16 protein-coding genes are annotated in these 14869 nt (G+C 70.0%); 10 read left to right on the top strand and 6 right to left on the bottom strand.

The features are described 5' to 3' along the window. Window positions 1-4: 4 nt before the first annotated feature. Genes QNO21_RS00350 through QNO21_RS00340 form a run of 3 tightly spaced genes read left to right on the top strand, consistent with a single transcriptional unit; the run spans window position 5 to window position 1696 of the window. Window positions 5-136, top strand: coding sequence for a hypothetical protein (locus QNO21_RS00350; RefSeq protein WP_257515817.1), 132 nt, complete (start codon window positions 5-7; stop codon window positions 134-136). Between the two features lie 39 nt (window positions 137-175). Further along, entirely contained in the window at window positions 176-928 is a 753-nt protein-coding gene (locus QNO21_RS00345; RefSeq protein WP_257519747.1) for a hypothetical protein, read from the top strand. 39 nt (window positions 929-967) lie between these two features. Then, entirely contained in the window at window positions 968-1696 is a 729-nt protein-coding gene (locus tag QNO21_RS00340; RefSeq protein ID WP_257519746.1) for a hypothetical protein, read from the top strand. Between the two features lie 104 nt (window positions 1697-1800). Here the strand turns inward: QNO21_RS00340 and QNO21_RS00335 are convergent, their stop codons facing one another. From QNO21_RS00335 to QNO21_RS00325, 3 genes are all read right to left on the bottom strand, one after another. Beyond that, window positions 1801-2706, bottom strand: coding sequence for a glycine betaine ABC transporter substrate-binding protein (locus QNO21_RS00335; protein WP_257519744.1), 906 nt, complete (start codon window positions 2704-2706; stop codon window positions 1801-1803). 112 nt (window positions 2707-2818) lie between these two features. Beyond that, window positions 2819-3757 (bottom strand): ABC transporter permease, encoded by a 939-nt coding sequence (locus QNO21_RS00330; protein WP_257515813.1) that lies wholly within the window; start codon window positions 3755-3757, stop codon window positions 2819-2821. After that, on the bottom strand, window positions 3754-5073 hold the full coding sequence (locus QNO21_RS00325) for a quaternary amine ABC transporter ATP-binding protein (RefSeq protein ID WP_257519743.1): 1320 nt from the start codon (window positions 5071-5073) through the stop codon (window positions 3754-3756). The genes QNO21_RS00330 and QNO21_RS00325 overlap by 4 nt, the downstream gene beginning before the upstream one ends. 344 nt (window positions 5074-5417) lie before the next feature. Between QNO21_RS00325 and QNO21_RS00320 the strand changes: the two genes are divergently transcribed. From QNO21_RS00320 to QNO21_RS00310, 3 genes are read left to right on the top strand one after another with little or no spacing between them, the layout of a single operon-like run. Next, on the top strand, window positions 5418-5798 hold the full coding sequence (locus tag QNO21_RS00320) for a GntR family transcriptional regulator (protein WP_257515811.1): 381 nt from the start codon (window positions 5418-5420) through the stop codon (window positions 5796-5798). Next, complete coding sequence (locus QNO21_RS00315) at window positions 5795-6703, top strand: ABC transporter ATP-binding protein (RefSeq protein WP_257515810.1); 909 nt, start codon at window positions 5795-5797, stop codon at window positions 6701-6703. The genes QNO21_RS00320 and QNO21_RS00315 overlap by 4 nt, the downstream gene beginning before the upstream one ends. After that, on the top strand, window positions 6700-7395 hold the full coding sequence (locus QNO21_RS00310; protein ID WP_257519742.1) for a hypothetical protein: 696 nt from the start codon (window positions 6700-6702) through the stop codon (window positions 7393-7395). Before QNO21_RS00315 ends, QNO21_RS00310 begins: the two co-directional genes overlap by 4 nt. 52 nt (window positions 7396-7447) lie before the next feature. Here the strand turns inward: QNO21_RS00310 and QNO21_RS00305 are convergent, their stop codons facing one another. Beyond that, on the bottom strand, window positions 7448-7744 hold the full coding sequence (locus QNO21_RS00305; protein ID WP_257516730.1) for a chorismate mutase: 297 nt from the start codon (window positions 7742-7744) through the stop codon (window positions 7448-7450). 82 nt (window positions 7745-7826) lie between these two features. On the opposite strand from QNO21_RS00305, the gene QNO21_RS00300 reads away from it, so the two are divergent. Continuing rightward, window positions 7827-9005 carry an AI-2E family transporter gene (locus tag QNO21_RS00300; RefSeq protein WP_257519741.1) on the top strand — a complete coding sequence of 393 codons (1179 nt, stop codon included), beginning with the start codon at window positions 7827-7829 and terminating at the stop codon, window positions 9003-9005. A gap of 416 nt (window positions 9006-9421) precedes the next feature. Here the strand turns inward: QNO21_RS00300 and QNO21_RS00295 are convergent, their stop codons facing one another. Further along, the gene (locus QNO21_RS00295) at window positions 9422-10711 is read right to left on the bottom strand and encodes a lactonase family protein (RefSeq protein WP_257519740.1); all 1290 of its coding nucleotides are present in this window, start codon (window positions 10709-10711) and stop codon (window positions 9422-9424) included. Next, window positions 10711-11997 carry an adenylosuccinate synthase gene (locus QNO21_RS00290; protein ID WP_257519739.1) on the bottom strand — a complete coding sequence of 429 codons (1287 nt, stop codon included), beginning with the start codon at window positions 11995-11997 and terminating at the stop codon, window positions 10711-10713. The genes QNO21_RS00295 and QNO21_RS00290 overlap by 1 nt, the downstream gene beginning before the upstream one ends. Before the next feature lie 213 nt (window positions 11998-12210). On the opposite strand from QNO21_RS00290, the gene QNO21_RS00285 reads away from it, so the two are divergent. The 3 genes from QNO21_RS00285 to QNO21_RS00275 are packed head-to-tail and all read left to right on the top strand — an operon-like array spanning window position 12211 to window position 14790. Beyond that, window positions 12211-13197, top strand: coding sequence for a methionine ABC transporter ATP-binding protein (locus QNO21_RS00285; protein WP_257519738.1), 987 nt, complete (start codon window positions 12211-12213; stop codon window positions 13195-13197). Next, window positions 13194-13919 carry a methionine ABC transporter permease gene (locus tag QNO21_RS00280; protein ID WP_257519737.1) on the top strand — a complete coding sequence of 242 codons (726 nt, stop codon included), beginning with the start codon at window positions 13194-13196 and terminating at the stop codon, window positions 13917-13919. The genes QNO21_RS00285 and QNO21_RS00280 overlap by 4 nt, the downstream gene beginning before the upstream one ends. 43 nt (window positions 13920-13962) lie before the next feature. Continuing rightward, the gene (locus QNO21_RS00275) at window positions 13963-14790 is read left to right on the top strand and encodes a MetQ/NlpA family ABC transporter substrate-binding protein (protein WP_257519736.1); all 828 of its coding nucleotides are present in this window, start codon (window positions 13963-13965) and stop codon (window positions 14788-14790) included. The last annotated feature ends 79 nt before the right edge of the window (window positions 14791-14869 follow it).

Genomic DNA, 14869 nt, shown 5'->3' with positions numbered 1-14869 from the left:
TGACATGAGCGACGACGATTACGGCAACTACGGGCAGGGACGCCAGCGGCGCATGAAGATCGTCGCGTGGGTCGTGATCGCGTCGCTGATCCTCGTCGGTGGCGGGTCGACCGTCATCGCACTGCTGTTCGGCTGAGACCGGGCCGGAGACAGGGCCGACGCGTACGATGACAGGGTGGACACCGTCCTCCTGGTCCTGGGCTCATGGTGGTGGATCGCTCCGGCAGCGGCCGGGGCGGGCGCCGTCGGCTACAGCACCCTGACGACCAACCGCCGTCGCGCCCGCCGGCTGGAGCTCGACGCCGCCCGGCACGAGGAGCTCGCCGCCTACCGCGCCCTGCAGTCCGCCCGCGCCCAGGTGCGCGCCGCGCAGGCCGATGTGCTCACCGAGAAGGCGCAGCGGGGTTCGCCGTGGCTTCCCGCCCCGATGTCCGAGGCGAAGCGGATGCTGCAGGAGGCGAAGTACGACGAGAAGCGGGCCTCGCTGCAGCTGCGCGCCACCCGCAGCCGAGTGAAGGCGATGCGCGCCCGGTACGCCGCGACGGGCCGCGACGCGCCCCTGCCGATAGAGCAGCTGACCGCCCGGCTCGACGCCGTCACCGCTCGGTGGCTGGAGTACGAGACGGATGCCGCGAAGGCGCTCGCGTTCCCGCAGATGCTCGAGTCCCGGCATCCGCTGACCCTGGCGTTCCTCAAGGCCCAGCGCGAGGCGCAGTGGCTGCGTCCGGCATCCGCGCGCGAGAAGGTGACCCCGGAGCGCTTCGTGGCGTATCGCGATGCGGTGCACGCGGCCGAGACCGCGTTCGCTGCGGCTGAGCGCGACGCGCAGCGCGCGGCGCGGGGCGGGGTGCCGGGGATTCGTGGGGTTCCGGGGGGAGGGCAGTGGCCGGTCCCGTCGCGGGATTCGAAGCCGCCCGCCGCGCAGTAGCGCGCTGTCACCGCCGGCGCCGCGGGCTAGCATGACAGAGTGGATGAGCTGGTCACCTTTCTCGGGAGCTACTGGTGGTTGGCGTTCCCGCTGGCCGGGGTGTTCGGCGGGGCATGGGAGGGGTGGCAGCGGGCGAGCAAGCGCCGGCACAAGCGCCGCCTCGAGATCATCCGCGCCAAGAGCGAGCTGAAGGCAGCGCAGGCGGCAGCCCGTGGACGGCCGGTGGCCACGGCATCCATCCCCACGGCGATCACCCGGCCGTCGCCGCAGCCCAGCCAGCTCGAGCAGCTGTTCGCGCTACACGACGGTGTGACGCAGCGCTGGCTCGACTACGAGCTCGATGTGGCGAAGCTGATCGCCTTCCCCGCCATGAGCGACGGGCGACAGCCCCTGACGGCGGCCTTCCTGCGGGCGAAGAAGCACGCCGATCACCTGCGGCCGGAATCGGCGAACGCGAAGGTGTCGCAGGAGCAGGTGGACGAGTACCGCAAGGCGGTAACGGAGTTCGAAGTGGCGTTCGACCTGGCCGAGCGTGAGGCGCGGCGCATGCGGGATTCGTCGTTCAGCGAGGTGGAGCGCAAGCGCCTGGCGACGGCGCAGCAGCTGCTCTCGGTCGCGGTGGACCAGGCGGCGACGCCCTCGGAGCGGCAGGTGGCTTACAAGCGCGTGCGCGAGGAGCTCAACGGGCTGATCGCGCTGTCGGACGAGGCGATCGACGTGCTCGAGACGAAGGTGTCGCTGGAGATCACCTCCGGAACCCCCGAGTGAGTATTCGCGTCGCCGAGTGATTACTCGCGGAACAACTGCGGCCGAACCGCAGGCCCCACGAGTACTCACTCAAAGCGACGAATACTCACTCGCGAGCGGGGGACTCAGGAGGTCAGCGAGGCGACCCACTCCTCGTTCGCGGCGATCCACTCGGCCACGACGGCTTCGTAGTCGTCGCTGTCGTTCTCGTTGAACATCGCGTTCTCGAGCGAGTACAGCGTCTCGCTGTCCATCTTGAAGGCGCTCAGCCACTCGAAGACCTCGGGGAAGTCCTCCTCGAACGTCGTCGAGGCGTACGAGTGGATGCCCTCGGCGTCGCCGAGCAGCCCCTTCGGGTCCTCGAGGTCCTTGATCGGGAACGCGTCGTACGCCCAGTGCGGACGCCACAGCGTCACGAGGATGTCCTCGCCGGCACGGGTCGCCGTGTCGAGCTCGGTGAGCATCGCCGGGGTCGACGACGTCACGTGGTCGAAGGCCTCCAGGCCATAACCGGGGATGACGGCCGAGTCGGTGACGGTCGCGAGACCCGAGCCCGACTCGATGCCGTAGATCGTGCTGTCGAAGAGGTCCGCGTTGTCGGCGAGCTGCTCGATCGAGTCGATCGGCGCGTCCTCGTTCACCGCGAAGGTGAGCTTGGCGTCCTCGTTCCAGGCGCCGAGGTCGACCATGTCATCGCCGTACTCCTCGATGTAGTCGGCGTGGGTCAGCGGCAGCCACGTGTCCAGCGTCACGTCGTAGTCGCCGCTGGAGATGCCGTTGTAGACGGCGGCCGGGTCGGCGTACTCGAGCTCGACTTCGTAGCCCTGCTCCTCGAGCACGGCCTTCCACAGCTCGGACGCGGCGATGCCCTCGTCCCAGCCGTTGAACACGGCGATGGTGATGGGGCGGTCTGCCGCGGCATCCCCCTCGGTGCCGGCACCCTCGTCGGACCCGCCGGCGCAGCCGGTGAGCGTCAGGGCTGCGGCGGAGGTGAGCGCGAGCGCCCCCAGGAAAGTGTTTCTCTTGGTCATCGTGACTTCCTCTCCCTTCGTGTGCTGTGCACGAAGCGGTCGTTGTGGTCGGGCGCGGAATCTCCGCGCCCCCCGCGAGTGATGAGCTCGCAAGACGTTGGGCCCGAAGGCGTCAGGCGGATGCCGCGACCGGCCGCGGCTCGTCCGCGTCGGCATCCCGCGACGCGGCGCGCGCCGCGCGAGAAGCGCCACGGCCGCGCGAAGCGGCCCGGGCACCACGGCGTGACCCTCGGGCGGCGAGCGCGGAGGTCACGCGGTCGAGGATCATCGCGATGATGACCACCGACAGCCCGGCTTCGACGCCGAGCGCGATGTCGATCTTCTGCAGGCTCTGCACGACGTCGCCACCGAGTCCGCGGGCGCCGACCATGCCGGCGATGACCACCATCGACAGGCTCAGCATGATCACCTGGTTGACGCCGGCCATGATGCTCGGAAGCGCCAGCGGCAGCTGGATCTGACGCAGGATGCGGCCGGGCGAGGCGCCGAAGGCGTGGCCGGCCTCGACCACCTCGCGGTCGACGCCGCGGATGCCGAGCTCGGTCAGCCGCACGCCGGGGGCGAGGGCGAAGAGGATGGTCGCGACGATGCCGGGCACGACGCCGACGCGGAACAGCATGAGCGCGGGGATGAGGTACACGAACGCCGGCATGGTCTGCAGGAAGTCCAGCACCGGGCGGACGATCTTCGAGACGGTGTCGTTGCGGGCCGCCCAGATGCCCAGCGGAATGCCGATCGCGAGCGCGATCACCGAGGCGACGATGACCAGGGCGAGCGACTGCATCGCGTTCTCCCATTGGCCGACACCCACGATGACGAGGAGTCCGACCACGGTGCCGACGGCCAGCCACACGCCCTTGGCCCACAGCGCCAGCGCGGCGAGCACGACGATGACCGCCCAGAACGGCGGCGCCTGCAGCACCCACTCGAGCGCGTCGTAGACAGCCAGGAACAGCGAGCGGAGTCCGTCGAAAAGCCACCCGAAGGTGTCGATCAGCCAGCGGACGAAGGTTTCGGCGATGTCGCCGATCGGAAGACGCACGTCGTTCACGCTGCTCCCCCCTTCGACGAGGCCGCGAGTTCGGCGGCGTCGGCCTCCGCCTGCCCGAGTTCCTCCAGCGAGGCGGCGAGGTCGGCCGGCGGCACCGAGGGCGCGGGCTCGATGATCGGCAGGGCCTGGGTCGTGGCGGGGACGTTCCCGAGCGCGGCGAGCAGCGTCACGCGCGGGATGAGGCCGACCAGGCGACCGGCGGCATCCACCACCGGCACCGGCACCGTCGTCTCGACGGCGCGCTCGACGACATCGGTCAGCGGGTCGTCGGGCGACACCGTCGGGACGGACGCGTCGATGACGGCGCGCAGGTCGGTCTCGCCCGCCTTGATCGCCCGGATCACCTGACGGTCGCTGATCACACCCAGCAGCCTGCGGTTCTCGGTGACGAACACCGAGCCGGCCTGCAGCTCGCGCAGGGACCGCAGCGCACCGCGCAGCCCGGCGCTGACGGGAGTCGTGGCGTGGGCGGGCTCCATGACGGCGGATGCCGTGAGCACCCTGGCCCGGTCGACGTCCTGCACGAACTGGGCGACGTAGTCGTTCGCCGGGTCCGTGAGGATCTCTTCGGGCGTGCCGTTCTGCACGATGCGCCCATCGCGCATGACCGCGATGCGGTCGCCGAGGAACATGGCTTCGTTGAGGTCGTGGGTGATGAAGACGATGGTGCGGCCGAGCTCGCGCTGCAGCTCGACCAGCTGCTCCTGCATCTCGCGGCGGATCAGCGGATCGAGCGCGGAGAACGCCTCGTCCATGAGCAAAATGTCGGTGCCGGCCGTGAGCGCGCGGGCGAGCCCCACCCGCTGACGCATGCCGCCGGAGAGCTCATCGGGCATCGCCTCGGCGCGGTCGCCCAGGCCAACCTTCTCGAGGATCTCCATCGCGCGACCGCGGCGTTCGGCCTTGCCGACGCCCTGGATCTCGAGCGCATACGCGGCGTTGTCGAGCACCGTACGGTGCGGCAGCAGCGCGAAGTGCTGGAACACCATCGAGATCGACTGACGACGGATGCCGCGCAGCTCGCCGGCCGACGCCCCCGTGACGCTGCGTCCTTGTACAAGCACCTCGCCCGCGGTGGGCTGCAGCAGCCCGTTGAGCATGCGGATGATCGTCGACTTGCCCGACCCCGACAGCCCCATGATGACGAAGATCTCGCCCGGCTGCACGGTGAAGCTGGCATCGATCACGGCGGCCGTTCCGGCGTCGGCCACCTCGGCCCGGCTCTGGCCGGCACGCAGGCGCTTGACGGCATCCTTGGGGTTGCGTCCGAAGACCTTGAACAGATTCTTCGCTTCGACAGCAGGGGCAGAACTCACGTGTTTTCACCTCGGCAGCCGTCGCTTCAGGCCGCATCGGTAGCGCCCGGGTAGACGGTCATCGGCGCTGCACACACGCGTCGGGTGTCGACGCGGCACAGCGCTCCGGCGACGCACATTCGGGTGGGTCGCCCAGACCGCCGACCATACGTTCGCTCGCACCGATGGCCTCGGGTCGGGCCGGGCGAGCGATCGCGGACTGGTCGTCGGGGCCTCGCGGCCCTCGCTTCCACCGTACCCAGCGACCTCACAGGTGGCAAACCGGCGCAAGTGTGGCCTTGACATCGCGGCATCCTGCGTTGCATGGTTAGTTAGTCAAGTAATTAACCAGCGGACGGAGCAGCGTGATCGAAGACGGCAGGGCCATCTTCCTGCAGATCGCCGAGAGCATCGAGGACGCCATCATCGACGGCAGCTTGCCGGAGGAGACCCAGGCGCCCTCGACGAACGAGCTCGCGGCGTTCCACCGCATCAACCCCGCCACGGCGGCCAAAGGAGTGAACATGCTCGTGGACAAGGGCGTCCTGTACAAGCGACGCGGCATCGGCATGTTCGTCGCCCCGGGGGCCCGCGAGCAGCTGCGCGGCGAGCGTCGCGCCGCCTTCGCGGACCGCTTCATCGACCCACTGCTGACCGAAGCCCGCGCCCTGGGCCTCGGCGCCGACGACCTCACCGCGCTCATCCAGCGTCGGTACACCACTACAGGAGAAGGGACGGCACGATGACCTCCGTCATCGAGGTGCAGAACCTCACCAAGCGCTACCGCGAGACCGTCGCGGTCGACGACGTGAGCTTCGAGATTCAGAAGGACACCATCTACGGGCTCCTCGGCCGCAACGGTGCGGGGAAGACGACGATCATGTCGATCCTCACCGCGCAGAACTTCGCCACGTCCGGCGACGTGCGCATCTTCGGCGAGGACCCGTACGAGAACGCGGGTGTCCTGCAGCGGATGTGCTTCGTCCGTGAGAGCCAGAAGTACCCCGACGACGCGCTGCCCAAGCACGCGTTCGACACCGCCCGGCTGTTCTTCCCGAATTGGGACCAGGACTTCGCCGAGCGCCTCATCGAGGACTTCCAGTTGCCGGTCAAGACCCGGATCAAGAAGCTCTCCCGTGGTCAGCTCTCCGCCGTGGGCGTCATCATCGGGCTCGCCGCGCGTGCGGAGATCACGTTCTTCGACGAGCCCTACCTGGGCCTGGATGCCGTCGCGCGCCAGATCTTCTACGACCGGCTGCTCGAGGACTACGCCGCGCATCCCCGCACGGTGATCCTCTCCAGCCATCTGATCGACGAGGTGTCCAACCTCCTCGAGCGGGTGCTGGTGATCGACCGAGGCCGCATCGTCATGGACGAGGACACCGACGTGGCGCGCAGTCGCGCAGCCAACATCGTCGGCGACAGCGCCGCTGTCGAGGCGTTCGTCGCCGGCCGCGAGGTGATCCACCGCGAGACCCTCGGGCGCGTGTCGAGTGTGACCGTGCTCGGCACCCTCACGGCATCGGAGCGGGCGGAGCTGGCGGCAGCGGGCCTGGACGTGGGTCCGGTGTCGCTGCAGCAGCTGATCGTCCGCATCACCCAGCACGCCGCGGGCACCGCGGCGGCGATCGACGAAGGAGCACTGCGATGAGCCGCACCGTCAATGTCGTCCGCATGCAGCTGACGAACCGGGCGACGTACATCTGGGTCCCGCTCATCGTGCTGGCGGGCACGCTGGTGATCACGCTGGCGATCTACGGGATCTTGGACTACGCCGGGGTGGTGGGCCCGAAGTACGGGGGTGGGGCGCAGGCGCCGCTGTGGTACTTCGCAGTGGTCGGCATCCAGGCGCTCACCCTCACGTTCCCCTTCTCACAGGCGATGAGCGTGACGCGGCGGGAGTTCTACGTCGGCACCGTGCTCACCGCGGTGCTCACCTCTGCCCTGCTGGGTCTGGTGTTCGTGATCGGCGGGCTGCTCGAGCAGGCCACCGACGGGTGGGGCATGAACGGATACTTCTTCTACCTGCCGTGGGTGTGGGAAGCGGGACCGGTCGCCGCCGGGTTCGTGTTCTTCGTGCTGGCGCTGCTGTTCTTCGTCTGCGGATTCTGGGGCGCGACGATCTACAAGCGGTTCGGCAACCTGTGGCTCACCGTGGTTCTGGTCGGACTCGCGCTGGCACTGGTGGCCCTCGCCTGGTTCATCACGCAGACACAGTCCTGGGGTGCGTTCGCCGAATGGTTCGTCGCACAGGGGGCGCTGGGCCTGGCCCTGTGGGGCGTCGGCCTCATCGCGGTGCTGGCCGTGATCTCCTGGCGGACGCTTCGCCGCGCGGTTCCCTGATCCACCGCATCGCGGACGCCCCGGGCTTCGGCTCGGGGCGTTGCGCGTCGGGTCAGCGCTCGTCGGCGGCGGCGGTGTGGTGGCGGATGACCTCGGCTACGACGAAGTTGAACCACTTCTCGGCGAACTCGGGATCCAGTGACGACTCCTCGGCCAGCCGGCGCAGGCGCGCGGTCTGCTGCTCCTCGCGGGAGGGGTCGGATGCCGGCATCCCATGCTCCGCCTTGAGCACGCCGACCTGCTTGGTGCAGCGGAAACGCTCGGCGAGCATGAAGATGAGGGCCGCGTCGATGTTGTCGATGCTGCTGCGCAGCCGCGCCAGTGTCGTCGTCGGGTCTTCTTCTGTCATGGCATCCTCCTGCTTCCGACCCTACCGGCGCAGGCGGACGCACCCCTGTCCTCCCCGCGGGGCACCCACCTAGAGTGTCCCCATGACCGACCCCACCGCAGCCCCGCTCGCCGCCGATGCGGGTGCCGGCACCGACGCGGGCACCGCTCGCGGCACCGCGGTGACGCCCGCATCGGCGCCCGGGACGGCGGGGTCGACCGCCACGGCACGCGTCCTCGCCGGCTTGTCGAACCCGTTCGCGCTGGGCTTCCTGCTGACCCTCGGAGGCCTCGCGGCCTTCGTGCTGGGGCTGGCCATCTCGAACCTGTCGACGGTGCTCATCTACGTCGCGTTCGCGCTCTTCGCAGCGCTGGGACTGGACCCGGTGGTCCGCTGGCTGGAGCGGCACGGCATCCCCCGCCCCGGGGGGATCGCGATGGTCTTCGCGGGCTTCGCGGTCGCGATCGCAGGCATTCTGTGGCTCATCATCCCGACGGTCGCCGGGCAGGTCTCGCAGTTCTCCAAGGATCTGCCATCGCTCGTGTCGGACTTCCAGAAGTCGGACATCTACTCGTGGCTTGAGACCAACTTCAGCGATCAGGTGGGAACGCTTCTCACCGACGTCCAGAACTTCATCACGAACCCGAGCAACATCGCCAGCATCGGTGGTGGCGTGCTGCAGGTGGGTGTCGGCATCGCCAGCGCGGTCTCGGGCGTCGTGATCGTGCTCGTCCTGACCTTGTACTTCCTCGCGTCGCTGGCGGCGATGAAGAGTGCTTTCGTGCGTCTCACCCCCGCCCGCAGCCGGCCGAAGGTGGCGTCACTCACGACCGAGATCACGGACTCGATCGGCGGCTACCTCATGGGCATGGTGGTGCTGGCGTTCTTCAACTCGGTCGTCGCGCTCATCCTGCACCTGGTGCTCGGACTGCCGTTCCCCGCGCTGCTGGCGGTCGTCGCGTTCTGCCTGACGCTGATCCCCCTTGTGGGAACCGTCGCCTACTGGGTGCTGGCGACGGTGATCGCGCTGTTCTCGAGCCCGGTGGCTGCTCTGGTCTTCGGTATCGCGTATCTCATCTACATGCAGATCGAGGCATACATCCTCACGCCGAGGGTGATGAACCGCGCGATCTCGGTGCCCGGGGCTCTCGTCGTGATCGGGGCGCTCGTCGGGGGGACGCTGCTGGGGCTGCTCGGCGCGCTGATCGCGATTCCGGTGACGGCATCGATTCTGCTGATCATCAAGCAGGTGTGGATACCGCGGCAGGACGCCAAGGTCTGAGTCCGCCCGCGCGCGCTGCCCGTCGGCGGACGGTCCCCGGATTTCGCATGTGAGTTCCCGTTCACACGGCGCGCGCACGCCGACCCTGACCCAGTTGCCGCTCGACCGCGCCGACCTGTCGACATCACCCGGCTTTGCCATGTGAGTTCCCGCTCACACACGCGCGCCCGGATCGCACAAGGGTCGACCCGACTCGCGGGGGTTCGCACCAGATCGCCTCCCCGTCCCCACGCCCCGGGGCTGTGTGAACAGGAACTCACATGGCGAATCGAGGGGACAAAGAAACTGCGGGCGGAACCAGCGAGCCGGGCCGGCGCGCGGCACCCGAGCCACCGGCATGCGCCGCGAGGCGGCGACCCCGAGAGGTGGCTCAGCGGTCGGGAGACCGGGGCGGCGGCGGGGCCGCGGCGGGGAGATCAGCGCAGCGGCACGATGCACGTCGGCGACGGCGCCGAGGTGCGCACCCGCGGGCGGCCGGGCAGCCCGTTGCGGATGTCGAGTGTGAGGGCGGCGACGTCGCCCGAGCGCTGACCGGCCACGAGCAGCGTGTCGAGCACGATCATGTGGTGACGGGGCCCCGCCACTCCGGCCTCGGCGAGCGCCACGGGAGCGACCTGTGAGCCGTCGCCGCGCACCCGCAGCACGGCCAGGGTGTCGCTGCCGCGCACCCCGACGTACACGAACTGCGCGTCGCGCGACAGGCAGACCTCGGCCGCGGTGTCGTCCGCGAGCGTGCCGGCGGCCAGCGGTGTCCCCGAGACGATGCGCCACACGCCGGCGACATCCGGCGCCAGCACGAACAGTTCGCGTGAGAGCTCGGTGACCACGTAGAGATGGCCGCTCGGATGCCAGACCATGTGGCGCGGCCCGCTGCCACGCGGCAGCACGACATCGGGGAGCGCTCGCGTGGCGCCGCCGTCGGCGCCCCGCCAGAACCGCACCAGGTCGAACCCCATGTCGGCGGTGGCGAGCACGCCGCCGGGCAGGAACACGGTCTGGTGCGCGTGCGACGACCGGGCGACGGGCGCCTCGGCGGAGTCCCCGGCGTCGGCAGCAGCCGCGGCCCCGGGCGCAACCGGCGGCGGCTCCGGCGCGGCGTACTCGGGAACCAGGTGGGCGAACTCGTCCCCGGCGACCGCGCGCAGCGCCTGCGCCGCTGCCGCCAGGTCCTGCAGCTGATCCTCCTGCTCTTCGTCACGGGCACCCGCGCGGGCCTGCCCGGCCTGCGCGAACACCACGGCGTCGGCGGCGGAACCCCCGGCGCCCGCGGCGCCCTCGCGCCCGTACGGATCCCGCGCGGCACGCGCGGCGGCCGTCGGCCCAGGGCGCCCCTCGGCATCCAGCCGCACGCGCACCACGCGCCCATCGCCCCAGCAGCTCGCGATGAGAGACGCGCCGTCGGGGGCGACCGCGACGTGGCACGGGGCCTCGCCGACCCCGACCGGCCCACCGAGCCGCGCCAGCCCCGTCTCGCCCGTGCGACGGAACGCCTGCACTGTGCCGGCGCCTTCCATGGCCGCGTACACGACCGGCAGCGAGGGATGCCACGTCAGCCACGACGGCGAGCCGCCCGTGACCACGGCCTCGCCCTCGAAGGCGAGCGGACCGCCCGCAGAGGCGGCATCCGCCTCGCCGGCGCGCAGCACCCCGATGCCCTCGGCGGCTCCGCCCATGTCGGCGGTGTACCCGCCGAGCAGGAAGCGCATCAGTCCACGAGGTCGTGGCGCACGATCACCGCGTCGCGGGCCGCGCCCACGCCGATGACCGAGATGCGCGTACCGCTCATGGCCTCCAGCGCCAGCACGTACTCCTGCGCGGCCGTCGGCAGGTCATCGAAGGTGCGCGCCTTCGTGATGTCTTCACTCCAGCCCGGGAAGTACTCGTAGACCGGGGTGGCGTGGTGGAAGTCCGACTGGTTCACCGGCACCTCGTCGAAGCGCGTGCCGTCGACGTCGTAGGCCACGCAGACGGGGATGCGGTCAAGGCCCGTGAGGATGTCGAGCTTGGTCAGCACGAGGTCGGTGATGCCGTTCACACGCGTCGCGTAGCGGGTGACGGGCGCGTCGTACCAGCCGACGCGGCGGGGCCGCCCGGTCGTGGTGCCGAACTCGAAGCCGCGCGAGCGCAGCCACTCGCCCTGCTCGTCGAACAGCTCGGTGGGGAACGGCCCCGACCCGACCCGTGTCGTGTAGGCCTTCACGATGCCGACGATGCGGTCGAGGCGATTGGGGCCGACGCCCGAGCCGGTCGAGGCGCCGCCGGCGGTGGCCGACGACGACGTCACGAACGGGTAGGTGCCGTGGTCGACGTCGAGCATGGTGGCCTGGCCGCCCTCGAAGACGACCACCTCGCCGGCCGCGAGGGCCTGATCCAGCAGCAGCCCCGTGTCGGCGACCATGGGACGCAGACGCTCGGCGTAGGACAGCAGGTCGTCGACGATCTCGTCGACGGTGATCGCGCGGCGGTTGAAGACCTTCACCAGCAGGTGGTTCTTCTGGTCGAGGGCGCCCTCGACCTTCTGGCGCAGTATGTTCTCGTCGAACAGGTCCTGCACGCGGATGCCGACGCGGTTGATCTTGTCGGCATAGGCCGGTCCGATGCCGCGGCCGGTCGTGCCGATCATGCGCTTTCCGAGGAAGCGCTCGGTGACCTTGTCGAGCGTGCGGTGGTACTGCGTGATGATGTGCGCGTTGGCGCTCACCCGCAGCCGCGACGTGTCGAGCCCACGCGCGTTCAGCGCCTCGAGCTCGGCGAACAGCACCTCGAGGTCGACGACGACACCGTTTCCGATCACGGCGTTCACGCCCGGAGAGAGGATGCCGGAAGGCAGCAGGTGCAGCGCGTACTTCTCGTCGCCGATGACGACGGTGTGGCCGGCGTTGTTGCCGCCGTTGAACTTGACGACCCAGTCGGTGCGGTCCCCGAGGAGGTCAGTGGCCTTGCCTTTGCCCTCGTCTCCCCACTGGACGCCGACGATCACGATGCCTGGCATGGCTGCTCCCCCGTTAACGGACGGTGAGACCCCATTCTATCCGGCGGGCGCCGGCACCCCGAGTTGGCACTGCCCGACGAAGGCGGCGCGGGCCGCGACGACACGGGGCGTAACGCGATTTACCGGACTCTCGCCCCGGCGGGTTTGATCGATCGCGCCCCCTTGCCGCCGATCGGTGTGGCGCAGGGCTCTGGAAAGGCCGGGACAGTCCGCATGATCGCGCTCGAACACGTCACGAAGCGCTTCGGCGACCTCGCCGCCGTCGACGACGTCTCCCTGACGATCCCCACCGGGGAGGTCTACGGCATCGTGGGGCAGAGCGGTGCGGGAAAGAGCACGCTCGCCCGCATCGTGAACCTGCTCGAGCGCCCCGACAGCGGCCGGGTGATCGTCGACGACACCGACCTCACGGCGCTGCGCGAGCCCGACCTGCGCGCCGCGCGCCGCCGCATCGGCATGGTCTTCCAGCGGTTCAACCTGCTCGGCAGCCGCACGGTGCGCGGCAACGTCGAATTGGCCCTCGAACTCGACGGCACGCCCCGCGCCCAGCGCCGCGCCCGCGCGCAGGAGATGCTCGACCTCGTCGGGCTCGGCCACCGCGGCGACGCCGCCGTGCACGAACTCTCCGGCGGGCAGCAGCAGCGCGTCGGCATCGCCCGGGCCCTCGCGGCCCGCCCCAGCGTGCTGCTGTCCGACGAGGCGACCAGCGCCCTCGACCCCGAGACCACCGCGTCGATCCTGGACCTCTACCGCCGCATCAACGCCGAACTCGGCCTGACGGTGCTGCTCATCACGCACGAGATGGACGTGGTGAAGGCCGCCTGCCACTCCGCCGCCCTCGTCGAGGCGGGCCGCGTGGTCGAAAGCGGCCGGTTGGTCGACCTCATCCGCACCCCCGGCTCGCGCCTGACCGCGCAGCTGTTCCCGCTCGGCGGCGTGCCGCAGAGCGTGCCGGCGGATGCCACCGTCATCGACATCACCTTCGCCGGCGGTACCGCCGACCGCCCCGTCATCGCCCGCCTGGCCCGCGAGCACGATGTGGACGTGTCGATCCTCGGCGCCCTGATCGAGCAGATCGGCGGCACGCAGGCCGGCCGCACCCGGCTCGAGATCCCCGCGTCCGCCGCGGCATCCGTCATCGCGGACCTCCGCAGCCAGGACCTTCTCGTCGAGGTGCTCCAGGAGGGTGTGCTCGTATGAACGATCAGCTGTTCCAGGTACTGTTGGTGGCCACCGGCCAGACCCTTTACATGGTGGGCGTCGCCCTGGCCGTGACGGTCATCGTCGGTCTGCCCCTCGGCGTCGTGCTCGTCGGCACCGAGCAGGGCCGCTTTCTCGAGCGGCTGTTCGGCTCGCGCACGACCGCCGTCATCGTCAACCGGCTGCTGGATTTCATCGTGAACTTCGGCCGCTCGGTGCCGTTCATCATCCTGATGGTCGCGCTCATCCCGTTCACGCGCCTGATCGTGGGCACCTTCATCGGCCCGACCGCGGCGATCGTGCCGCTGTCGATGGTCGCGATCCCGTTCTTCGCCCGCATGGTCGAGATCGCGATCAAAGAGGTCGATCCCGGCATGCTCGAAGTCGCCTCGTCGCTCGGTGCGAGCCGGTGGGAGCTGGTGACCAAGGTGCTGCTGCCCGAGGCCGCGGCCCCCATGCTGCTGGGCCTGTCGACCACGGTCACCTCGATCATCAACTTCTCCGCGATGGTCGGCACCGTCGCCGGCGGCGGTCTCGGCGACGTCGCCATCCGGTACGGCTACCAGCAGTACAGCTGGATCCACATCATCGCCGTGATCATCATCATCTTCGCGATCGTGATGGCGCTGCAGTCCCTGGCCGCCTGGGGCGCCCGGCGCCTGGCGCGCAGAAGCCCCACCCGGCAGCGGCGCACCCGCGTGCCTGCCACCCACCCCGCCTGACCCACCCGACGACTCGACCCGCTCCGCCCGAGAGGAACCCCTCATGCTCCGCAAGAACCGTCTCCCCCTGCTCGCCGCCGTCGCGGCCGCAGCCCTCGCCCTCACCGCCTGCGCGGGAGGCTCCGACGCCGATACCGACGCCGCGGCATCCGACGGTCTCGGCACGCTCAAGGTCGGCGCCCTGCAGACGCCGGCCGGCGACATCCTGCAGCACATCGCCGAGAACGGCGCCGCCGACCTCGGCCTCACGATCGAGTTCGTCGCCTTCACCGACTACAACACGCCGAACACGGCTCTCGTCGACGGGTCGATCGACGCGAACCTGTTCCAGAACTCCACGTTCCTCGAGACGTTCAACGAGGCGACGGGCGGCGACCTCGTGAGCGTCGGCGAGGCGTACCTGCCGAGCGCCGCGTTCTACTCCGACAAGGTCGACAGCCTCGACGACCTCGAGGACGGCGCGACGATCGCGATCCCTAACGACCCCACCAACGAGGGCCGCGCGCTGCAGCTGCTCGCCGACGAGGGTCTCATCGAGGTCGAGGACGGCGTGGTCGACCTCACCGGGATCACCGCGAACCCCCGCGGGTTCGAATTCACCGAGATCGAGAACGCGACCCTTCCGCAGGCGCTCCCCGACGTGGATGCCGCGTTCGTCACGATCTCGTTCGCGCTGCCGGCCGGCCTGAGCGGCGACCAGGCGATCCTGCTCGAGGGCGAGTCCAGCCCGTACTACAACGTGCTCGCCACCCGCCCGGAGCTCGTCGACGACCCCCGCATCGAGGCCCTCTACGAACTGCTGACCTCGCAGGAGACCGCCGACTTCGAGAACGAGACCTGGGGCGGCCTGGTCGTCCCCGTCGTGGGCTGACCCACTCCGCAGCGAAGGCCCCGCTCCATGGTGAGCGGGGCCTTCGCACGTGGAAAGGGCGCGCGGTCCGCCGTACGCT

This window comes from Microbacterium sp. zg-Y818 (genome assembly GCF_030246905.1).
Taxonomy (GTDB): Bacteria; Actinomycetota; Actinomycetes; order Actinomycetales; family Microbacteriaceae; genus Microbacterium.
The sequence above is the reverse complement of the archived record's forward strand: the minus strand, read 5'-3'. Positions and strand labels throughout refer to the sequence as shown.